A 21,890-nucleotide genomic window follows, 5' to 3' on the forward strand; every position below is an offset into this window, starting at 1 on the left:
CCGATTTCTCCACACCGTGGACGCATCAAAGTTCCACGATGGAACCCGTACCTACAACCCGGCGCCCCAGGGCGCAAGCAATGGAAAGGAAGTCACCACCATGGCTATCTCCAAGATCATGTGCGCCTGCGGCTCCGGCCTCGGCTCCAGTCTGATGGTCCAGATGAACATCGACGACGTCCTGGCCGAGCTCGGCCGCACCGACGTCACGGTGGACCACACCACCATCTCCGACGTCCAGCCCGGTGCCGCCGACCTCTTCGTCATCGGCCGCGACCTCGAGAGCTTCGTCAACGACATCCCCGAGGAGCAGAAGGTCGTCCTCGTGAACATCGTCGACAAGAACGAGCTGCGCGACAAGCTCAAGGCGAAGTTCGACGCCGAGTAGGCGCGGGCGCCCCACCCACCACAACGCAGGATCAGTGCGGCCCCTGATCTGGGCCGCGACTACCTGATGAGAGCCCCAGGCGGGCGGCCCTCCAGNACCGCCCGCCTTTGCTATCTAAAGAAAGGAGATACGATGCAGGCAGAAGAGTTGGAGCGCGTGACCACCCTCGCGGCCAAGATCCGCCGCGANGTGCTCGAGATGCTGCTNCCCCTGGGGTCCGGCCATCTGGGNGGGTCCTTCTCCATAGCCGACCTCATGGCCCTGCTCTACAGCAAGGTCCTGGCCTACGACCCCGAGAACCCCCGCTGGGAGNGCCGCGACCGCGTGGTCCTCTCCAAGGGTCACGCCGGCCCCGCCTGGTATGCTGCCCTCGCCGAGAGCGGGTTCTTCGGCCGTGACATGCTGCTCACGCTCAACCAGGGCCACACCGACCTGCCGAGCCACCCCGACCGCCTCAAGACCCCGGGTGTGGACATGACCACCGGGTCTCTCGGCCANGGCTGCTCCACCGCCGCGGGCATCGCCTACGCCAACCGCCTCAAGGGCTCCGACGCCTACACCTACCTCATCGTGGGAGACGGCGANCTCAACGAGGNCCAGTGCTGGGAGGCGTTCCAGTTCATCGCCCACAACCGCCTCAACCGCTGCATNGTCATCATCGACGACAACAAGAAGCAGCTCGACGGCTACACCGCCGACGTCATGAACCCCTTCGACATCGCTGGGAAGATGCGGGCCTTCGGCTTTGCCACCCAGCGCGTGAACGGCCAGGACGTCGTGGCCCTGGACGCCGCCATCACCTGCGCCAAGCACACCGATGACAGCGCTGTGGCCATCGTCATGGACACCGTCAAGGGCGCCGGCGTCCCCTACTTCGAGCAGCTGATGGACAACCACTCCGTGAAGTTCAACGCCGAGGCCAGGGCGGCCGCCGAGGCCGCCATCGCCGAGCTCGAGGCCGTCATCGAAGGGAGCCGAGCCTGATGTTCACCCTCGCCAAGGACCGTTCCCAGATGGGGACCGAGCTCCGCGCCGTGGTGGTCTCCACCCTCCAGGAGCTCATGGCCGAGCGCGACGACGTGGTGGCCCTCGAGGCCGACCTCGGCGGCGCCAGCGGCTTCACCAAGATCGCCAAGACCAACCCCGACCGCTTCGTGCAGTGCGGCATCGCCGAGGCCGACATGATGGGCATCGCCGCCGGCATGTCCTCCGAGGGCTTCGTGCCGTTCTNCCACACCTTCGGGCCCTTCGCCACGCGCCGTGCCTTCGACCAGGTGTTCCTCTCCGGCGCCTATGCCGNCAACGCCCTCAACNTCTACGGCTCCGACCCCGGCNTCACCNTGGCCACCAACGGCGGCACCCACACCACCTACGAGGACGTGGCGCTCATGCTCACCCTCCCCGGGGCNGCGGTGGCCNACGCCGCCGACGCCACCCAGATGGCCTGGATCGTGCGGGAGTTCGCCGGCCTGGGCACCGGTGTGCACTACGTGCGCGGCAACCGCAAGGCCGTCCGCGACGTCTACGCCCCCGGCTCCACCTTCGAGATCGGCCGCGGCAACGTGGTGCGCGAGGGCACCGACATCCTCGTGGTGACCGCCGGCCAGCTGGTCTCCGACGCGCTGGACGCCGCCGAGGCCCTGGCTGAGAAGGGCGTCTCCGTCGAGGTGGTGGACATGTTCTGCATCAAGCCGCTGGACGTGGACCTGCTCGTCTCCGAGGCCGCCGGCAAGAAGGCCGTGGTGGCCTTTGAGAACCACAACGTCATCGGCGGCCTGGGCTCTGCCGTGGCCGAGGTCATGGCGGAGCGCGCCATCGCCGTGCCGCTCGTGCGCCACGGCGTGGAGGAGCGCTTCGGCCAGGTGGGCCCCGCCTCCTTCCTGCAGGAGGAGTACGGCCTGACCGCCGACGCCCTCGCGGCCANGGTCGCCGAGGCGCTGGNCTAGCCGCCCGCCGCGCGACACGCGTGACAGAGGTGCCCGGCCCATCTGTCACTTCGCCTATTCAAGTACTGATAACCACTGACACCAACTGTGGAAAGGGGTAGGTCCCGTGAACCTGAACGCGTTGATCGACCACACCNTCCTCAAGGCCACCGCCACCNGCGACGACGTTNCCCNCCTCTNCGACGAGGCNGTCGAGCACGGCTTCGCCTCGGTGTGCGTGAACACCTGCTGGGTGCCCATGGTGGCCGAGCGCCTCGCCGGCACCCCCGTAAAGACCTGCTGCGTGGTGGGCTTCCCCCTGGGCGCCATGGCCACCGATCCCAAGGCCTACGAGGCCAAGTGGGCCGTGGACAACGGCGCCGACGAGGTGGACATGGTCCTCAACGTGGGCTGGCTGCTCGAGGGTGCGGACGACGCCGTGCGCGAGGACATCGCCGCGGTGGTGCGTGCCTCCCAGGGCCGCTGCGTCAAGGTCATCCTCGAGACCTGCTACCTCGACGACTCCCAGATCGCACGCGCCTGCCGCCTCTCTGTGGAGGCCGGGGCCGCGTTCGTGAAGACGAGCACCGGTTTCGGCACCGGTGGCGCCACCGTGGGCGACGTGGCGCTCATGCGCGCCACCGTGGGCGACGCCTGCAAGGTCAAGGCCTCGGGCGGCATCCACACCGCCGAGGAGGCCGCCGCCATGGTTGAGGCAGGCGCCGACCGCATCGGCACCAGCTCCGGCATCGCCATCGTCGCGGGGTAGCCCGCGGTCACGACCGGTCGGCCGTCAGCCGACCCGGGTGGGTTCTTCAACCAATCAGGCTGGGTACCAACGTCGTGACCCGGCACTTCCGAGAAGGGACACATCATGAAGTTCTTCATCGACACCGCAGACCTCGATCAGATCAAGACCGCCTACAGCTGGGGCTGCGTCGCCGGCGTGACCACCAACCCCTCCCTCTACGCCAAGACCGGCGGCAAGCTCGCCGACTTCGAGGCCCACATGGTCAAGATCGCCGAGGCCTGCCCCGANGTGCCGGTGTCCGCCGAGTCCANCGCCACCACCACCGAGGAGATGGTGGCCGAGGGCCTGCGCCTGGCCGCCCTCGCCCCCAACATCGTGGTGAAGCTGCCCATCTGCGCCGAGAGCCTTGCCGCCACCAAGGAGCTCAAGAAGCACGGCGTCGACGTCAACATGACGCTCATCTTCACCGTGCCCCAGGCCCTCATGGCCTGCTCTGCCGGTGCCCGCTACGTCTCTCCGTTCGTGGGTCGCTTCGACGACATCGCCGAGGACGGCATCGACCAGCTCTCCGCCATCGTGACCGCCGTCAAGAACTACTACGGCCCCGAGCACACCGAGATCATCNCGGCGAGCCTGNGCACCCCCAACCACGTGACCCAGGCCGCCCTCCTCGGTGCCGACATCGCCACCGTGCCCTTCGCCGCCATGGAGAAGTGCCTGCACCACCCGCTGACCGACGCCGGTCTGGCCGCCTTCGAGGCCGACTGGGCCAAGGTGTCCGCCGCGGAGTAGGGCGCTACCCCTTATCGTTGCCGCCCTCCGGCACCCCCCATCGGCACCTGAATGCGATTGAGGGCGACTTCCAGCGCGGAAACGTGCCGGAGTCGCCCTCATCGACGTTCAGGGAGGCGGAATCCGCCCTCAGGTGCGTTCAGGCGCGGAGAGAGGCGCCCTCAACCGTGTTCAGGTGCTGAGGGGGCGAAGGGCCGCGGGACCGCCCGGTGCACCTGGGGGTGCGACCGGCCGGGGCGACCGGCCAATGTGGGACAAAAGTGTCCGACCATTGGGACGGGGGCTCAGTAGCCCAGGGCCTGCAGCACGAACATCACCACGGTGAGGGCCGCGATGACGCCGATGGTGGCCCACGTGATGGCCGTCCACACGCGGCCGTTGACGTAGCGGCCCATGATCCTGCGGTCGCTGGCGATGCGCACCATGTAGACCATGAGCACCGGGAGCAGCACGCCGTTGACCACCTGCGCGGCCATCATGATGCCGAAGNGGTCCACGTCGGGGATGAGCACCACGCCGGCCGACAGGCAGATGATGGCGGTGATGATGCCGCGATACACCGGCGCCTCGCCCCAGGTGTGGTCGGCGCCGTGCTCCCAGCCGAAGGCCTCGCACACGGCGCTCGAGGTGATGCCCGGCAGNACGGAGGCGGCCAGCACCGAGGCACCCACGAGCCCCAGGCCGAAGAGCTTCTCGGCGTAGGCGCCGGCGATGNGCACGAGGGCCTGGGCCGCCTGGGCGGCGTCGTCCACGGCNATGCCCGCCGGGTGCAGGGTCACGCCGGTGGCCATGATGATGAACCAGGAGATGGCGGAGGCCAGGATGGCCCCGGTGGCGGTGTCGATGCGCTGGAAGGGGATCTCTGAGGCGCCCACGTTCTTGTCCACCACGTTGGACTGCGCGAGGAAGATCATCCACGGCGCGATGGTGGTGCCGATNTTTGCCACGAGNAGGCTCAGGTACTCGGGCGTGGCCTGGAGCCGGGGCACGAGGGTGGCGTTGAGGGCGTCGCCCCAGTCGGGGCCAACCATGAAGCCGGCCACCACGTAGGTGATGAACACGCAGCAGATGGCCAGCAGCACCTTCTCGATGCGCTTGTAGCTACCGCTCATGGTGAGCAGCCAGATGACGATGGCCGCCGCCGGCACGGATACCGTGGCCGGGATGCCGAACAGCGCCATGCCGCTGGCGATGCCGGCGAACTCGGACAGCGTGACCATGGTGTTGGAGACGAGCAGCGCGAGCATGGCGAAGGCCGAGAGGCGCACACCGAACTGCTCACGGATGAGGCTGGCGAAGCCCTTGCCGGTGACGCAGCCCATGCGGGCGGCCGTCTCCTGCACCACGANCATGAGGAACCCCATGATGGGCACGGNCCAGAGCTGGCCGAAGCCGAAGNNGGCGCCTGCGTNGGAGTAGGTGGCGATGCCGCCGGCGTCGGTGCCGGAGAGCGCGGCGATGAGGCCGGGGCCCATGGCGGCGAGCACGGTGCCCACGCGCATGGCGCGGCCGCCGTCGCGGCCCTTGTCGGGGGTGGTCTGCGGGGACTGGTCCCGCTTCCTGAGGGCGGCCACGGGTTACCCCTGGACCCAGATCATGGGCAGCGCCACGGCGCAGAACACCGCGATGGCCACGAGCAGGGCGCAGATGCGCAGCGAGAGGCGCGAGACGTCCTTGCCGCGGTCGTCGCGCACGCGGAGCACCCGCAGGTAGATAGGCGCTGTGACGTAGCTCACGAGCGATGCTGCCGCGGCGGCCCAGAAGCCGTCGAGCAGGGCGGCGGTGGCCGGCGCCTGGGGCACGAGCTCGCCGAACCCGGCGGCCACGAGCACCACGAGGGCCAGGTACACGAGGGCGATGCCCAGGCCGCGTGCGATGAAGGCGCCGGTGGACGGGGCGTCCTCGTCGTCGGGGTCGAACTCGATGAAGAAGCCGACCACGTAGCCCACCATGTCGTCGGCCATGAGGAGGCAGACCGGCAGGGCCACCGACGCCACGANGGCCGGCTCGCCGATGCCGAGCACGCCCCCGACGGCGGCCNTGGCGCAGGCGCCCACCACCCACAGGAAGAACCACAGTTGGCTGCCGAGGAGCCAGCGCAGGTCGTGGGTGGGTCGGTCGGGGTCGNAGTCGGAGCGGCCGCCGGCGAGCTGGAGGTCCTCCTCGTGCTCCTCCTCGAGGACGTCGAGGGCGTCGTCCACCGTGACGATGCCCACGATGCGGCGCTNGTCGGTGGCCACGGGGATGGCGAGCAGGTTGTACTTGGAGATGGCCTCGGCCACGTCCTCCTGGTCGTCCTCGGGGTCGGCGCAGATGACGTCGGTCTCCATGATGGAGGAGAGGGTGGCCTCCATGGGCTCGATGAGCAGGGTGCGCAGGGAGAGCACGCCGAGGAGGCGGCGGTCGGCGTCGGTGACGTAGATGTAGTTGACGGTCTCGACCTCCTCGGTATCCACCGAGCGGATGGCCTCGATGGCGTCGCGCACCGTGGCGGTGGGGGGCAGGTCGATGAACTCCGAGGTCATGATGCGTCCGGCGGTGTCCTCCCGGTAGCCCAGGAGCTGGCGGATGGCCCGCTCCTCCTTCACGCCCANGAGGCGCAGGAGCGTCTCGGCGCGCTCGTAGTCGAGCTCGCTCACGAGCTCGGCGGCGTCGTCGGGGTCCATCTCCGAGAGCATGCGGGACGCGTCGGCCGCGTTCATCTCGTCCATGATCTCGGCGGCCATCTCGTCGTCGTCGAGCTCGGCCATGGCCTCGGCCGCCTGGACGTCGTCGAGCTGCGCGAAGACCTGGCCGCGGAGGCGTGGGTCGAGCTGCTCGAGGATGTCGGCGATGTCGGCGGGGTGCATGTCGTCGAGGGTCTTGTGGCTCACGTTGAGCTGCACGTCGGAGAGCTCGCGGTCGAGGAGGTCCATGTAGCTCCAGGCNATGATTTTCTCGGGGNGCTCGTGGCCGAAGACGCGCCCCACCTTGACCGCCAGCGACTCCAGGTGCGGGGAGAGGCCGCGCAGCACGCCGCGGGCGCCCACCTCGGCGCCGAGGAGGCGCAGCTGCGACGAGCCGGAGTCTGAGAGCTTGAGGTCGTTCACGCGCACCACGCGCAGGCCGCGGGTGTCCACGATCTGCTTGTTCATGAGGTCCCGGTTGATGAGGACCTCCTCGGGCTGCAGGTAGGAGAAGCGGATGTCGGTGGCGGGCACCTTGAGGCGCACGGCGTCGCCGTCGAAGTCCTCCACGTACTTGCGCCAGCTGATCATGAACGGCGTCTTGCCCGGGCCCACGAAGGCCAGGGAGGTGACCCGGGGGAAGACCTCGCCGGTGGCGATGCCCAGGTCGTTGACGGTGCCGACCTGCTCGCCCTCGGAGTCGACGACGGGAAGGCCCAGCATCTGGGACAGGTAGATCATGCGTGCTCCTTCGTGGTCCAGGGTCTCGCCCTGTCACGGTGCCGCCCGTGGGCGGCCGGACACCCCTCGCCCGGTGTCCGAACGGTCTCGGAGTCACGCGGGAGGGGTCATCGACTGCGAGGTCGGGGTTTCATCGATGTCCCTTCTCATGTAGTGAGGCTGCCGGCCCGTCGCCGGCGCAGACGGTTCGTAGTATAGCCGCCCCGGCCACGGGTCAGAGGCCGGTTTTCCCGCCGCGGGCCCACCGTTTGCGGGGAGCCCGGGTCGCCGCGGTCCAAATACGATAAAATCGGACAAAACAATACGTGAACAACGGCAAAGGGGGTGCCCGGTGTTTCTCCAGGAGCGGCAGAACGCCATCGCCGACCTCATCGCCGAGCAGGGCCGCGTGGCCGTGGACGACCTCGCGGCGCGCTTCGACGTGAGCGAGGACTGCATCCGCAAGGACCTCAAGCAGCTGGNGGAGGAGGGGCGTGCCAAGAAGGTCTACGGCGGTGCCATACGCCCGGAGGTGCCCCTCGAGCGCGTGGTGCTCAACCGCGTGGACATCAACGCGGACGCCAAGCGCGCCATCGCCGAGCGGGCCTACGGCCTCATCGAGCCCGGCGACACGGTGTTCCTCGACGTCTCGTCCACCAACCACTACCTGGCGCAGCTCCTGGCGNCCGGGGACACCCGCTGCCAGGTGGTGTCGACCATGATCGACATCCTCCAGATCCTCGCCGCGAACCCGCTGGTCACGGCCGTGGGCACCGGTGGCACGGTCAACCGGGAGCTCAACGGCTTCGTGGGGGCGCGCACCGTGGAGGCGCTGGGGCCGCTGCGGTTCGACCGCGCGTTCATCGCCGCGCTGGGCGTGGACGCGGCGTCGGGCGACGTCCTCACCTTCGACGCCGACGACGGCATCGTGAAGCGGTGCGCCCTCGAGCGCTCGCGCGAGGCCTACCTGGTGGCCGATGCCGAGAAGTTCGGCGTCTGGGGCACGTACGCCTACGGCAACGTCCGCGACTTCGCCGCGGTGATCACGGCCCCCGCGACCCCGGCCCTGGTGGAGTCGCTGGAGGAGGCCGGGGCGACGGTGCTCTGAGCGGAGCCGGATGCGGGCCCGTTGCCGGGCTGGNGCCCGCGGCGCCGACCCGGCCCCCAGATGGGCCTCCATCGGTGGAGGTGCTGTGGAGTCATTCAGTCTGTCTTGTTCTTGTAGATACCACGACAGAATAGGATAAAGTAAGAGCAAGTAATAACCCCANCAGGGAGGACGCCATGCTCACCCAGCGCACCCAGGCCATCAAGGACAGTCTCTTTGCACAGGAGCGCCCCATCGACCNCGAGCGCGCCACCCTCTATATGGAGAGCTACGGTGAGACCGAGGGTCAGCCCGCCATCCTGCGCCGCGCCCGCGCCCTCGTCCATCTGCTGGAGAACCATGAGATCGTGATCGACGACCACGACCTGCTCGCCGGCAACCGCACCCGCGTGCCCCGCGCCGGCGTGGTCTCGCCAGAGATGAGCCCCTACTGGATCCTCGACGAGCTCGACGAGATCGGCACCCGCCCGCAGGACCGCTTCTCCATCACCGAGGAGGACAAGGCCTACTACCGCGACGTCCTCTATCCCTTCTGGCGCGGCCGCAGCCTCAACGACTGGTACCGCGCCCACGTGCCCGCCGAGGTGGTGGAGGCCCAGAGGACCCGCGTGTTCGCCGTGGCCCAGACCGACAAGGGCCAGGGCCACATTATCCCTGACTTCGAGGCCGTCATCACCCGCGGCTGGGGCGCGCTCCTCGCCGNGGCCCGCGGGCACCTGGCCGCCGAGCCGGGGAACGGGTTCTACCAGGCGGCCGTGATCGTGCTCGAGGGCACCGTGGCCTACATCCGCCGCTACGCCGAGGCCTGCCGGGCCCTGGCCGCCACGGCCGGGCCCGCCCGAGCCGGGGAACTCTCCCGCATGGCCGCCATGCTCGACCACCTGGCCGAGGGCCCGGCCCGCGACTTCTACGAGGGCCTGCAGGCGCTGTGGCTCGCCGAGCTCGTATTCGAGCACGAGTCNAACGCCAGCTCCATCTCGCTGGGCCGCGTGGACCAGTACCTCTGGCCCCTCTACCGCGCCTCCCGGGACGCCGGCGCNGACCCCGCGTTCATCCGCGAGCTCATCCAGGACTTCTACCTCAAGTGCAACACCGTCGTGTTCGTGCGCAGCACCGAGAGCGCCAAGTTCTTCGCCGGCTTCCCCTCCGGCTTCAACATCGTGGTGGGCGGCGTCGACGAGACCGGTCGCGACTGCTCCAACGAGCTCTCCGAGCTGCTGTTGGACGTGCAGAACGACACCCGCCTGCCCCAGCCCAACCTCTCGCTGCGCATCCACTCCACCACCCCGGCGCGCCTGCTCCGCACCGCCGCCGAGGTGATCCGTCTGGGCGACGGCATGCCGCAGGTCTTCTCCGACGACGCCAACATCCTGTCGNNCGTCNACCGCGGCGTCTCCCTCGAGGACGCCNGCGACTACGGCGTGGTGGGCTGCGTGGAGCTGTCCATCCCCGGCCGCATGTACGGCCTGCACGACATCTCGATGTTCAACATGGTGCGCTGCATNGAGATCGCCCTGGCCGAGCACCCGGAGGGCTTCGACACCTTCGAGGNGCTCGTCTCCGCCGTGGAGGCCGTCATCGACCGCTACGTGGNCCTCATGGNGGAGGGGTGCAACGTCTGCGACCTCGCCCACCGAGAGACCAGCCCCANCCCGCTTTTGTCCTGCGCCGTCCGCGACGCCATGGAGAAGGGCGCCGACATCACCGCCGGCGGCGCGCGCTACANCCCCTCCGGCGTGCAGGGCGTGGGCACCGCCAACCTGGCCGACTCCCTGCTGGTCATGAAGCAGGCCGTCATCGAGCAGGGCCTGCTCTCCTGGGGCGACCTCTACGCCATGCTCGACCGCGACTGGTCCGGCGAGGGCGACGAGGTCTGGCGCCAGCGCTTCGTCAACCGCTTCGCCAAGTACGGCAACGATGTCGACGAGGTCGNCCTCATCGGCGAGCGCCTGCTCTCCCACTACGGCCACGAAGTCGTGCGGTACGACAACCCCCGCGGCGGCCGCTTCCAGCCCGGCAGCTACACCGTCTCGGCCCACATCCCGCTGGGCGAGGCCTGCGGCGCCACCCCCGACGGCCGTTGCGCCCACGAGCAGCTGGCCGACGGCGGTCTCTCGCCCATGGTGGGCCGCGACAAGGAGGGCCCCACCGCGTCGCTGCGCTCCGTGGCCAAGCTCGACAACACCCTCGACTCCAACGGCAGCCTCCTGAACGTCAAGTTCTCGCCNGCCACGCTGGCCGGCGACGACGGCGTCGAGAGGCTCTGCGCCTACCTGCGCGNCTTCAANCGCCTCAAGGTCCAGNACATCCAGTTCAACGTGGTGGACAGGGCCACGCTCCTCGACGCCCAGGAGCACCCCGAGGANCACGGGGACCTCGTGGTGCGCGTGGCCGGCTACTCGGCCATGTTCGTGGAGCTCGCCCGCGGCATCCAGGNCGACATCATCAACCGGAGCGAGCATGTCCTCTAGGGCCGGGCAGACGGCCTGCGTCACCAACGTGCAGCGCTACTCGCTCCACGACGGNGGCGGCANCCGCACCACCGTGTTCCTCANGGGCTGCCCNTTCACGTGCCCATGGTGCTGCAACCCCGAGAACCTCTCGGCNGCCCCGGAGGTCTCCTTCAAGGAGCGGCTGTGCATGGGGTGCTCCCGCCGCGAGCCGGGCGGCCTCTGCGCCACGGCGCCCGAGGACTGCCCCACCGGCGCCAAGACGCTCCTCGGCGAGGAGCTCTCCGTGGACGACGTCATGGACCGGGTGCTGCGCGACGCGGCCTTCTACGAGGAGAGCGGGGGAGGGCTCACGGTCTCCGGCGGCGAGGCGCTGCTCTGGCAGCCCTTCGTGCGGGCGCTCCTCGGGCGGGCCAAGGCCGAGGGCCTCGGGACCGCCGTCGAGACCACCCTGGCCCTGCCCATGNCGGACCCCGCGGGGCTGGCCGCCGTGTGCGACCGCTGGCTCGTGGACTTCAAGGTGGCCGACCGCGACCGCTCCGTCGGGGTCTGCCGCATCGACCCGGAGGTGCGCGACCGCAACCTGGCGCACCTCCGGGGGCTCGGCGCCGACGTCGTGGCCCGGATGCCCATCGTCCCCGGCCACACGGACTCCCCGGAGAACGTGGCCGCCAACCTCGACGCTGTGGGGGCCGCCGGTCTCACCCGCGTGGACGTGCTGCCGTTCCACCAGCTCGGCAGCGCCAAGTACGACTCCCTGGGGCTCGACTACGCCATGGGGAACGTCTCACAGCTCTCCGAGGCCGACGTCGCCTGGGTGGTCGACGAGGCCCGCGCCCGCGGCCTGGACGCCCGCGTCCGTGGGGAGTGAGGCTGGTATATATATCTGTTCGTAGCATATAATCGTTTCGTTCGTAAACAGCTATCATAAGGCCAGTGTAGAAAACCCAGGCCGGGACCAGAAAGGGAAGACCATGGAACTCATCCTCGACACCGNCGACATCGACGCCATCCGCGAGCTCAACGAGGTCTACACCGTCGACGGCGTGACCACCAACCCCACCATCATCACCCGGAGCGGTAAGACCTTCGAGGAGGTCCGCGACGGCATGCTCGAGGTGCTGGCGCCCGAGCAGAAGCTGTTCATCCAGGTGGTATCCACGGACTTCGACGGCATCATGGCCGAGGCCCGCTACATCTGCGCCCTGCGCCCCGAGAACACCTACGTCAAGATCCCGGTGACCCACGAGGGCATGCGCGCCATCAAGGCCTGCAAGGCCGAGGGCCTGGGGGTCCTGGCCACCGCCATCTACTCCGCCAGCCAGGGCTTCATGGCCGCCAAGAACGGCGCCGACTACCTGGCTCCCTACGTCAACCGCATGTGCAACCTGGGCGACGGCGTGGGCGAGGTCGTGCGCCTGCAGGCCATGCTCGACCAGGCCCGCATGGACACCCGCATCGTGGCCGCCTCGTTCAAGAACGTGGAGCAGGTCAACGAGCTGCTCGAGAACGGCATCGAGGCCGTGACCGTCCCCGTGGACGTGGCCNGGAACATGCTCGACATCCCCAGCACCCCCATGGCCGTGGACGAGTTCACCCGCAACTGGGACGCCGCCTACGGCCGCAAGACCCTGCTGGCCTAGCCGCTCTGTCCCACCGGTCGGACACTTCTGTCCCAATGGTCGGGCACTTGTGTCCCACAAGGGTTTGATGTCGAGGGGCCCCGACGCGCCGAAGCGTCGGGGCCCCTCGACCGTGCGTCGGGTACGGAGATGCGCCGTGCGGGTGGGTGGGGCGACAGGTGCCGTCGTCCCCTCGTCACGNCACAGCTTGGCNGGCACGCCGTGCTCGGCTNCGGCCTGCTCGGCCAGTTGGGCCTTGACCGCAGGCATCGTCTCCAGCTCGTAGGGCGTCATCTGGTAGACGTAGTTGAGCCAGTTGCGCCACAGCAGGTTGGCGTGGGCGCGCCAGGTGAAGATCGGCTGGCGCTCCGGGTCGTCGTCGGGGAAGTAGTTCTCCGGCAGCTGGATGGGCAGCCCCGCCTTGAAGTCGCGCCAGTACTCGCCGGCCAGGGTGTCGCGGCAGTACTCAAAGTGCCCGAGCACGTACACCTCGAAGAANTGGGGCNTGGCCNCGAGGGCCGGGCCGCTCGTGAAGCCGCGGGAGAGCACCTGCAGGGACGGGTCGGCCTCGATGGCGTTGGGGTCGCTCGTGGCGTGGCGCGAGTGGGGCATGTTGTGCACCTCGTCGAACCCGTTGGTGAGGAAGTTGTACTCGTCGCACAGGCGCTGCGGGAACACGCNGAAGANCTTGNCCCCCAGCAGCCGCTTGGGCACGCCGTGCAGGTGGTAGAGGCCGGCCATGGCGCCCCAGCACAGGTACATGGTGGAGAACACGTGGGTCTGGGCCCAGTCCATGATCTCGCAGAGCTCGTCCCAGTAGTCCACATCCTCGAAGGCCATCTGCTCCACGGGCGCGCCGGTGATCACGAGGCCGTCGTAGTAGCCGTCGCGGAAGGCGTCGAACGTNTCGTAGAACTTCACCAGGTGGTCCTGGCTCACATGGGTGGACTCGTGGCTGGAGACGCGCATGAANTCGACGTCCACCTGCAGCGGGCTCTTGGAGATGAGCCGCAGGATCTGGGTCTCCGTCTCCACCTTGGTAGGCATGAGGTTGAGGATGACCACGCGCAGCGGGCGGATGTCCTGGTTGGAGGCGACCTCCTCCTCCAGGGCGAAGATGCGCTCCTGCCGCAGGATCTCCTTGGCGGGCAGGCCGTCGGCGACTTTGATGGGCATGGGACCTCCGGCGCTCTGGCTGAACGTTGGTTGACAGGGACCCATGCTATCAGGTGCGCCTCCGGACTTGCGGCTCTTACCGATTGTGGGAGATCGGGCCTTGCGGGTTGTCTGCCAAAAAATAATATTCAGTCCTATTTTAAAGGACTAACGGTAAGAAATAATGCTATAAATGAGGTAGAAGAAGGATAATTAGCTGATAGCTAAGAGAGGAGGTCGTAAGCATTCTCCGATGGTTTATGCATTATGAAAAGGAGAGAATAATGAAGAAAAGGATTCTGATCCTCCCCTTGTTGGCTGCTGCGGCGCTCTGCTGCGGCACTTTTGTCGTCACTCCTGCGATGGCCTCTGAGGCCATCGCCCCCTTTGCTCAGGAATCTCCTGCTAGGCGCCCCACCATGCAGGCAACCCAGACGCTCTATTACAACTGTGGTGCTCGCATTTGGGTTACCTACACTATCTTGTCGGACAAAATCANCGGGATTNTGTCCTATCAGGTNACCACCCAGCCCACATCCTCCCAGAACTATTCCGTGAGTTACAGGGCGGTTGATGGTGGGGCTCGCCATGACTTCACTATTCGGTACACCTTCGCAGACGGAAGTGTGCACACCGAGACGAAGTACCTTCTTCCTTAAGTTGGGAGGGATACCATGAAGCGCAATGGTGCAAGGTCGCGTGCGCTGCTTCTTTTTGGCTTCGGTNCGCTCCTTCTCCTTGGGGCAGCGACGGTGGCGCTTGCGAGCAATGCNCCCCAGTTTGTCACCCAGTCTCCTGCTAACGAGTGTGCTCCGGGCGTCGNGCAGTTCAAAGGCCGCGTCACTCATGTGGGAAACGGGCGCATCGTGCTCGAAGACCCGCGAGTATTGACCCACGACCCCATCCCGGAGGACGAGGAGCCCTTCAGGGTCTTCATGGTGGATGGCTCCACGTTGGTCACCGATGCNCGCGGCAACTCCATTGATTTGGAATGCCTAGAACCCTTGTCTTGGGCTTTGGTCGAGGTCTCTTCGGGCCAAGAGAACGAGAGGTATTCCACGGCGCTTCGCATATGTGCTGTTGACCTTCAGACGCATCTGGATGCCATGGAGGAGCCGGCTGTAGAACACTAGGTGCAAGCGAGTGATTTTAAGCCCGCCGCCCACTGTCCTGGGCGGCGGGCTTTTCGTCCTGCCGTACCGACCCGTGTGCCGTGGGCAGCCCTCGTGCAAATTGGCTGGTCTCGCGCGTGGCTGCGGCGCGTTTGTCCCATACTGGAGAGCATGTCTACTTCATTTGCCGAGCTCGGGCTCACAGAGCAGATTCTCTCGGGCGTCGACGCCCTCGGTTTCACCCAGCCCACCCCTGTGCAAGCCGACGCTATCCCCTGCGTTCTTGCAGGTCACGACGTCGTGGCTTCCGCCCAGACCGGCACGGGCAAGACGGCCGCCTTCGTGTTGCCGGTGCTCCAGCGTATCGCCCAGAGCGCCCAAGCCGATAAGCGCCCCGCCGGTGCCACGGCGCCCCAGGCCCTCGTGGTCACCCCCACGCGCGAGCTGGCCCAGCAGATCGAGGACGTCGCCTCGGTGGTGTGCGGCAAGACCGGCCAGCACGCCGTCATCGTCATGGGTGNGGCGCGGTTCGAGAGCCAGCTCAAGAAGCTCGAGAAGGGCTGCNACCTGCTCGTGGCCACCCCGGGGCGCCTNNTCGACCTCNTGGAGCGCAGGCTCGTGGACCTCGACGCCGTGGAGGTGCTCGTCCTCGACGAGGCCGACCGCATGCTCGACATGGGCTTCTGGCCCAGCGTCCGCCGCATCATCCACGCGCTGCCCGAGGAGAAGCAGACGCTGCTCTTCTCGGCCACCCTCCCGCCGTCCATCTCGTCGACGGTGAACGCGCTGCTCCACGACCCCGACGTCATCGAGATCGCCCGGGTGGGCGAGACGGCCGCCACGGTGGAGGAGGCCCTCATGCCCGTGGTCCAGGGCCAGAAGACGCCGCTTCTGGAGGAGCTCGTGCGCCGCGACGACTTCGAGCGGGTGCTCGTGTTCTGCCGCACCAAGGCGCGAGTTGACCAGCTGGAGCGCTCCCTCAAGAACGCCGGCTTCAAGGTGGACGTCATGCACGCCGACCGCCCCCAGAAGGCCCGTGAGCGCGCGTTGGAGCGCTTCCGCGACGGGCGCGTGCGCATCCTCGTGGNCACCGATGTCATGAGCCGCGGCATCGACGTCTCGGGCATCGACGCCGNGGTCAACTACGACGTGCCGTTGGACCCGGAGGACTACGTGCACCGCATCGGCCGCACGGGCCGCGCCGGCGCCACGGGCCACGCCTACACCTTTGTGGCCCCCGACGAGATCAGCCCCCTGCGCGAGATCGAGTANTTCACGAAGAAGCTCGTGCCGGTGGCCGACCTCGAGGGTTTCGAATATGCCGCCGGGCGCATCGTGCCCAACCCCCGCCGCTCCACNGTGAAGCCCCGGCGCACGATGTTCTCGGGCTCCCGGTCCCGCGGACGCGGCCCCTCGGGTGGGCGGTTCGGCCGCCACTCGTAGCGGCCACGTCGGATGTGACAGCGGTGCCTGGCCCATCTGTCACTTAGCCTNTTGAGAANCTGATTGTCCTGCCCGCGGTGTTTGCCGCGCGCGGCCCGCGACCCCGGAGGAACCATGAAGCAGCTGCGCCCATACCCCCAGGCGGTCGTCACCAAGAAGGCCGCCCGGGCCATCTCGGCGGGACACCCCTGGGTCTTCGAGGGAGAGGTCCGNTCCCTGGAGCCGTCGCCGGCCACCGGGGAGGCGGCCACCAACGGCTGTGTGGTGGACGTGCGCGAGGAGAAGGGCACCTATCTTGGCACGGGTCTGCTTTCCGAGCAGAGCAAGATCCGCGTGCGGCTGGTCACCCGCNACGCCAACGACCGCGTGGACGACGCCTTCTGGCGCCGCAAGGCTGCCTGGGCCTGGGACTACCGCGAGTGCGTCATGGGCGCCCGGGCCCTCCCCGGCGCAGAGCCCGACACCAACTGCTGCCGCGTGGTCTTCTCCGAGGCGGACGGCTTCCCGGGTCTTACGGTGGACCGCTATGAGGACGTGCTCGTCTCGCAGGTGGGCACTGTGGGCATGGAGCGCCTCCGCCCCACGGTGTACCCCGCGCTCCTCGACACCCTTCGCGGCCGCGGCCAGGCCATCCGCGGCATCTACGAGCGCAACGACATCGCCAGCCGTGCCAAGGAGGGGCTGCCGTCCTACACCGGCTGGTGGCCCGAGCCCGGTGCCTGCGACCCCGGCGAGCCCTCCGTGGTGGCGCGCGAGANCGGCGTCGCTTACGCCCTTGACCTCGTGCACTCCCAGAAGACGGGCTTCTTCCTCGACCAGAAGTACAACCGCCGCGCGGTCCGCGACATCGCGGCCGGCCGCCGCGTGCTCGACTGCTTCTCCCATGTGGGCCCGTTCGGTCTCAACGCCGCGGCGGGAGGGGCGGCTTTTGTGCGCTGCGTGGACATATCGCAGGCGGCGTGCGACCTGGCCGCCGCCAATGCCCGTCTGAACGGCCTCGAGGACGTCATGGGCTTCACCTGCGCCAACGTCTTCGAGTACCTGGACGCCCTCATCGCCGACAAGCGCCGCCGCACCGAGGAGGGCGGCCCCTTCGACCTCATTGTTTTGGACCCGCCGGCCTTCACCAAGAGCCGCAAGAACGTGTCCGCCGCCGCCCGCGGTTACCGCGAGATCAACAACCAAGCCCTGCGCCTGCTGCCCCGCGGCGGCTACCTGGCCACGTGCAGCTGCTCCCACTTCATGGACGCCGACCGCCTCAAGGATGCCGTCGCCCAGGCGGCCCACGACGCCAACGTGCAACTCCGCCAGGTGGAGGAGCGCCAGCAGGCCCCCGACCACCCCATCGTCTGGGGCATCCCCGAGACCCACTACCTGGACTTCCTGATCTTCCAGGTGGTGTAGGGCTCCGCGCCCGCCTCTGTCTCCAGCTCTCTGTGCCAGGTCATCCCTCTACCTGATTCTGCGTCTGACCTGCGCCTGAAATCGATTGAGGGCACCCTTAATCGCCTTCAGGCCAGCGGTGGTCCAGCCGTGGGAGATCCGTGATGCTGCTGAAAGGACTGGCCGTAAATAATTAGAACACGTCCAATCAAAGAAGGGAGATGCAAGATGTCCAGTGGCGGTTTGAGTGAGCGGTTGGCGCTTTCGAGGTACGGGAGGCGCGAGTTTCTCCAGATTCTTTCCCTTGCTGCGGCAGGGGCCCTTCTCCCCTGCCCCAAGGTGTCAGAGGCTGCAGAGATGCGCCGCGCGCGTCTCGAAGAGGTCTTGGACACCTACTGTGAAATGTAATTATAAAACATGGTAATTAAAGTCGATTGATGAATAACGGTTCAACGAAGGGGGCCACCATGGCATCCGTCCTCTATGTGGAAGACGAAGTGCGGTTGGCCTCCCTCGTTGGCCGCTATCTTGCGCGGGCGGGCCATGATGTGCGGCTCCTCTCCACTGGGGAGGAGCTCATTGAATCCATAGGGACGGTACCTTGCGACCTCGTTCTCCTTGACTTGGGGCTGCCCGGAATGGATGGTCTGACGGTCATAGGTCGCGTTCGCGAACGCTCTTCAGTTCCACTTGTGGTACTTACCGCTCGGAGCGCCGACCTCGACTGCACTCAGGCAATTGCTGCCGGTGCGGACCTCTTTTTGTCCAAGCCGTTCCGCCCCATGGTGCTTGTTTCCCATGTGGATGCNTTGCTTCGGCGTGCGGCACAGGGTCCGGCGACGGCTAGCCTTTCCTACGGCGATCTGAGGGTGGACCCCGTCACCGGGGATTTCCTGTGCCGAGGGGTGCGGCTTCTCATGGCCCCGCGGGAACGGAGACTGCTGCTTGTCCTCATGTCAAACGACGGGAGTGCAAAGACCCGTGAGCACCTAGCTTCTGCAGTCTGGGGCTCTAGGGCCGGCAGCTCCCATGCGATGGATGAGTCTGTGCGACGCCTTCGTCGGGCTTTGGAGGATGCCGGGTCCGCTGTGCAGGTTTGCACTTTGTGGGGAAGGGGTTTTTGCTTGGAGGGGTNAGATGAAAGGGATGCCCAATGAAGTCGAATCGAAGCAATCAGGTCTCCCCAAAAACACGGTCTTCTCTGGACCGTCTCATGGATTTGGCCCGATGGACGCCGTTCGTGGCCGCTGTTATCGTGCTCCTTTATGCGCTGTTGGCGACTGGGCTTGTTAACGTACAGGCTCGACGCTCCCTTATNGCGGCGCAAAATACCGCGGTTTTGGGCCTGGGCTATCCGCCTTACCACATGGGGCCTGTAACCGACATTACCTATAGCGGGCCGGACTCGGCCGGCATGCTCCAAGTGAACCTGTTCTCCCATATCCTCCATGACCAAGAGGCGGGCACCCTCGTCATGGACGAGATAAGGCCTTACGAAGATGGCTTGGTGAGCGGCTGGTACTACGCGTTCGACGGCGACCTTTTCTCTTTTGAGACCGGCGGCCTGTTGGCATGTTGGGTGGATACCACCTTTCCCGTTTTTGCCGTCCGTGCATCCACAGCAGTCTTGGCTGCTATGGCTGCCCTTGCGTCCCTTGCTGTGNGCCACNCCTGCAGGCNGGCCCGAGGCGCGCTGGCGGGGGAGCGCGACCGCGCGAGGCATGCGTTTTCGCGGGCATCCCATTCGATGAAGGCGCCTTTGGCCGTGATTCAAGGGTATGCAGATGGCCTTGAAGACGGCGTAGTGAATCGGGACGAGGCTGTGGCGGCCATATCGGATGAGGTTCGCCGTGCCACGGCCATGGCAAACCAGGTATTGCAAAAAGCACTGGTGGAGGAGGGTGCCGTTGGTCCGGATTTGAATCGGCGAAAGGTATGCGACTTGCTCGATGCCGTCGCTCCTCATTTAGAGGGCGTCAGGATAGAACAAAAGTCGGTGCCCGATGAGGCTACAGCTATCTGTGATGAGGATTATATCATTGCTCTATTTAATATATTGGAAGGAGGGGGCTGCTNTTCTGTAGTGGCCTCTTNGGAGGGTGGCGCACTTTCCCTTGCAGCGGCGCTGGACGACACGGCGACTATGCCCGAGGGCTACGGGCTTGGGCTCGACCTTGCTGCGTTGCTCGTCGAGCAGCAAGGAGGAGCTTTTGACGTCAGCAAGGAGGATGGTCGCGTTCGGGTGAGGATTACTCTCTGTCCTTAACCCCTCGTCTCTGCTTTCAGGCGGAGGGGGGTGCGCCGTCAGTCGCAGGGTCCGCGAGTGCCGAGACGAGCGTGCTTGCGGCCTTTGCCGCGTCCCGCCGCGCCTCCTTCGCCGCCNGCCGCCGTGCGCGGAAGAACTCCCGCAGCATCCCGGCGCACTCCTCCTCCAGCACGCCNCCACAGACCTCGAACGCGTGGNTGAGGCGCGNATCGCCGCTCACGTCGTAGAGGGTCCCCACGGCCCCGCCCTTGGGGTCGGGGGCGCCAAAGANGCAGCGGTCCACTCGCGCGTTCACCATGAGGCCGGCGCACATGAGGCAGGGCTCCAGGGTCACGTACACGGTGCAGCCGGTGAGCCGCCAGCGGTCCAGGGCCTGCGCGGCGGCCACCATGGCCGAGAACTCCGCGTGGGCGCTGGGGTCGCGGTCGGTCTCTCGGCGGTNGNGGGCTGCCGCCACGACCTCGCCGTCGCACACCACCANGGCGCCGATGGGCACCTCGCCCTCCTCGGCGGCCTTCGCCGCCTCTCCNAAGGCCAGGGCCATGAACCTCTCGTCTTGGGCCTGAGCTGCAGAAACGTCCACCGNCCGCCTTTCGGTTTGAANCNTGGAGATATGCGGTAGGATAACAGGACCCGGGGAGATGGCAGAGCGGTCGAATGCAGCGGTCTTGAAAACCGCCGGGCGCGCAAACGTCCCGGGGGTTCGAATCCCCCTCTCCCCGCCAGGTACGAGTTCCGCCGGGCCGCGAGCGTGGCCCGTCGTCACCCTCCGGAAGGAGCAACCATGGTCGCCGTCATCGTCNTTCTCGTCATCGTGGTCGTGCTGGTGGTCGNCTGCATCTCCATCTACAACGGCATCGTCCAGAAGCGCAACCGCGTGGACAACGCTTGGCAGAACATCGACGCCAACCTGCAGCGCCGCAACGACCTCATCCCCAACCTCGTCGAGGCCGTCAAGGGCTACGCCAAGCACGAGAGCGGCACCTTCGAGGCCGTGACCGAGGCCCGCGCCGCCGTGGCGGCCGCCCCCGACCCGCAAGCCGCCATGGAGGCGAGCGACATGCTCACCGGGGCCCTGCGCCAGCTCTTCGCCGTGGCCGAGGGCTACCCCGACCTCAAGGCGTCGGCCAACTTCATCAACCTCCAGCAGCAGCTGGACGAGACCGAGAACCGCATCGTCTACGCGCGCCAGTCGTACAACGACTGCGTCTACCTCTACAACACGGCCATCCAGACCTTCCCCGGCAACCTCGTGGCGGGCGTCGGCCACTTCACGGCCAAGGACGGCTTCAACGTCGCGGACGACTCCGTGCGCGACGCCCCCGAGGTCAGGTTCTAGGACCGCCGCCACATCCCGCCATGACGAAGGGCCCCTCCGCGGAGGGGCCCTTTTCTCTTGGCTGCCATGCGGCGGCGTGGGCTGGCGCATGCAGGTGGCTCTNCAGTGAGTGGCGTCGGCCCCTTCGGTGAGCGGATCGGCCGCTCACNGAAGCTTCCGTGTGCGGAAAAGCGCTCATCGAGCGGCCTGTGCCCACTCACCGAACGAGGGGCCGCCCGCTTCCTACCCCTCCTCGAGCAGCTCGAGGCGGAACCTGCCGTCCTCGTAGATGCCGAAGGAGTGGCTGCCGTCCTTGGGGATCGACACGCTGCCCGGGTTGAAGACCGTGACGCCGCCCTCGACCTCCTCGAGCACCTTCACGTGGGTGTGGCCGTAGAGGAAGGCGCTGCCCGGTTGCAGCGGCGGCAGGTTGCCGGGGTTCCACAGGTGGCCGTGGGTGAGCCAGAGGGTGCGGCCGCCCGGGTCGACGATCTCGGCGTAGTCGGCCATGCAGGGGAAGTCGAGGACCATCTGGTCCACCTCGGCCTCGCAGTTGCCGCGCACGGCCACGATGGCAGGCGCGAGGGGGTTGAGCATGGCGATGACGCCCTTGGGGTCGTAGTCGCGGGGCAGCGCGTTGCGCGGTCCGTGGTAGAGGACGTCGCCGAGGATCAGGATCTTGTCGGGCCGCTCGGCCTCGACGCGCTCCATCAGGCGGCCGCACCAGTAGGCGGAGCCGTGGATGTCGCTGGCGATGAGGTACTTCATGGACGCTCCTAGGTCGCGGTGGC

General features: G+C 67.3%; 18 protein-coding genes, 1 tRNA gene and 1 pseudogene. 15 read left to right on the forward strand and 5 right to left on the reverse strand.

Annotated elements, in window-relative coordinates; translation table 11 throughout:
* Positions 1-100 precede the first annotated feature (100 nt).
* The 5 genes from JX283_RS01655 to JX283_RS01675 all read left to right on the forward strand — a co-directional run bounded on the left by JX283_RS01655 (position 101) and on the right by JX283_RS01675 (position 3,856).
* On the forward strand, positions 101-388 hold the full coding sequence (locus tag JX283_RS01655; RefSeq protein ID WP_204829050.1) for a PTS sugar transporter subunit IIB: 288 nt from the start codon (positions 101-103) through the stop codon (positions 386-388).
* Between the two features lie 132 nt (positions 389-520).
* On the forward strand, positions 521-1,372 hold the full coding sequence (locus JX283_RS01660; protein ID WP_204829051.1) for a transketolase: 852 nt from the start codon (positions 521-523) through the stop codon (positions 1,370-1,372).
* Positions 1,372-2,334: a transketolase family protein gene (locus JX283_RS01665; protein WP_204829052.1), complete on the forward strand. Its 963-nt coding sequence runs from the start codon at positions 1,372-1,374 to the stop codon at positions 2,332-2,334. Before JX283_RS01660 ends, JX283_RS01665 begins: the two co-directional genes overlap by 1 nt.
* 106 nt (positions 2,335-2,440) lie before the next feature.
* A complete protein-coding gene (gene deoC / locus JX283_RS01670) occupies positions 2,441-3,082 on the forward strand; it encodes a deoxyribose-phosphate aldolase (protein ID WP_204829053.1) in 642 nt (213 codons plus the stop codon).
* Between the two features lie 105 nt (positions 3,083-3,187).
* Positions 3,188-3,856: a transaldolase family protein gene (locus JX283_RS01675; RefSeq protein ID WP_204829054.1), complete on the forward strand. Its 669-nt coding sequence runs from the start codon at positions 3,188-3,190 to the stop codon at positions 3,854-3,856.
* A 284-nt stretch (positions 3,857-4,140) separates the two neighbouring features.
* On the opposite strand, the gene JX283_RS01680 is transcribed toward JX283_RS01675, so the two are convergent.
* The gene (locus tag JX283_RS01680; RefSeq protein WP_239652419.1) at positions 4,141-5,358 is read right to left on the reverse strand and encodes an Nramp family divalent metal transporter; all 1,218 of its coding nucleotides are present in this window, start codon (positions 5,356-5,358) and stop codon (positions 4,141-4,143) included.
* A 75-nt stretch (positions 5,359-5,433) separates the two neighbouring features.
* On the reverse strand, positions 5,434-7,263 hold the full coding sequence (locus JX283_RS01685; protein WP_204829055.1) for a magnesium transporter: 1,830 nt from the start codon (positions 7,261-7,263) through the stop codon (positions 5,434-5,436).
* Between the two features lie 331 nt (positions 7,264-7,594).
* Here JX283_RS01685 and JX283_RS01690 point away from each other — a divergent pair, with 331 nt between their 5' ends.
* From JX283_RS01690 to JX283_RS01705, 4 genes are all read left to right on the forward strand, one after another.
* Positions 7,595-8,350 carry a DeoR/GlpR family DNA-binding transcription regulator gene (locus JX283_RS01690; protein ID WP_204829056.1) on the forward strand — a complete coding sequence of 252 codons (756 nt, stop codon included), beginning with the start codon at positions 7,595-7,597 and terminating at the stop codon, positions 8,348-8,350.
* Between the two features lie 176 nt (positions 8,351-8,526).
* Complete coding sequence (locus tag JX283_RS01695; RefSeq protein ID WP_204829057.1) at positions 8,527-10,821, forward strand: formate C-acetyltransferase/glycerol dehydratase family glycyl radical enzyme; 2,295 nt, start codon at positions 8,527-8,529, stop codon at positions 10,819-10,821.
* The gene (locus tag JX283_RS01700) at positions 10,811-11,671 is read left to right on the forward strand and encodes a radical SAM protein (RefSeq protein WP_204829058.1); all 861 of its coding nucleotides are present in this window, start codon (positions 10,811-10,813) and stop codon (positions 11,669-11,671) included. Before JX283_RS01695 ends, JX283_RS01700 begins: the two co-directional genes overlap by 11 nt.
* Positions 11,672-11,774: 103 nt before the next feature.
* Complete coding sequence (locus JX283_RS01705; RefSeq protein WP_204829059.1) at positions 11,775-12,443, forward strand: transaldolase family protein; 669 nt, start codon at positions 11,775-11,777, stop codon at positions 12,441-12,443.
* Between the two features lie 234 nt (positions 12,444-12,677).
* On the opposite strand, the pseudogene metA reads toward JX283_RS01705, so the two are convergent.
* Positions 12,678-13,598, reverse strand: a pseudogene (metA, locus tag JX283_RS01710) (homoserine O-succinyltransferase); the annotation flags it as partial.
* Positions 13,599-14,860: 1,262 nt separating this feature from the next.
* Between metA and JX283_RS01715 the strand changes: the two are divergent.
* The 4 genes from JX283_RS01715 (at position 14,861) to JX283_RS08745 (ending at position 19,781) form a co-directional block, all read left to right on the forward strand.
* The gene (locus JX283_RS01715; protein ID WP_204829060.1) at positions 14,861-16,132 is read left to right on the forward strand and encodes a DEAD/DEAH box helicase; all 1,272 of its coding nucleotides are present in this window, start codon (positions 14,861-14,863) and stop codon (positions 16,130-16,132) included.
* Between the two features lie 114 nt (positions 16,133-16,246).
* Positions 16,247-17,536 carry a class I SAM-dependent rRNA methyltransferase gene (locus tag JX283_RS01720; RefSeq protein ID WP_204829061.1) on the forward strand — a complete coding sequence of 430 codons (1,290 nt, stop codon included), beginning with the start codon at positions 16,247-16,249 and terminating at the stop codon, positions 17,534-17,536.
* A 446-nt stretch (positions 17,537-17,982) separates the two neighbouring features.
* Positions 17,983-18,672, forward strand: a complete 690-nt coding sequence (locus JX283_RS08740; protein ID WP_204829062.1) for a response regulator transcription factor — start codon at positions 17,983-17,985, stop codon at positions 18,670-18,672.
* An 83-nt stretch (positions 18,673-18,755) separates the two neighbouring features.
* Positions 18,756-19,781: a histidine kinase dimerization/phospho-acceptor domain-containing protein gene (locus JX283_RS08745; RefSeq protein ID WP_370583389.1), complete on the forward strand. Its 1,026-nt coding sequence runs from the start codon at positions 18,756-18,758 to the stop codon at positions 19,779-19,781.
* Between the two features lie 16 nt (positions 19,782-19,797).
* Here the strand turns inward: JX283_RS08745 and tadA are convergent, their stop codons facing one another.
* Positions 19,798-20,364, reverse strand: coding sequence for a tRNA adenosine(34) deaminase TadA (gene tadA / locus JX283_RS01730; RefSeq protein WP_255533399.1), 567 nt, complete (start codon positions 20,362-20,364; stop codon positions 19,798-19,800).
* Positions 20,365-20,416: 52 nt separating this feature from the next.
* On the opposite strand from tadA, the gene JX283_RS01735 reads away from it, so the two are divergent.
* Positions 20,417-20,506: transfer RNA gene (locus tag JX283_RS01735), tRNA-Ser, on the forward strand.
* A 59-nt stretch (positions 20,507-20,565) separates the two neighbouring features.
* A complete protein-coding gene (locus tag JX283_RS01740) occupies positions 20,566-21,120 on the forward strand; it encodes a LemA family protein (protein ID WP_204829063.1) in 555 nt (184 codons plus the stop codon).
* Positions 21,121-21,342: 222 nt separating this feature from the next.
* Here the strand turns inward: JX283_RS01740 and yfcE are convergent, their stop codons facing one another.
* The gene (yfcE, locus tag JX283_RS01745) at positions 21,343-21,867 is read right to left on the reverse strand and encodes a phosphodiesterase (RefSeq protein ID WP_204406554.1); all 525 of its coding nucleotides are present in this window, start codon (positions 21,865-21,867) and stop codon (positions 21,343-21,345) included.
* Positions 21,868-21,890: the final 23 nt, after the last annotated feature.

This window comes from Olsenella sp. CU969 (assembly GCF_905219715.1).
GTDB lineage: Bacteria > Actinomycetota > Coriobacteriia > Coriobacteriales > Atopobiaceae > Granulimonas > Granulimonas faecalis.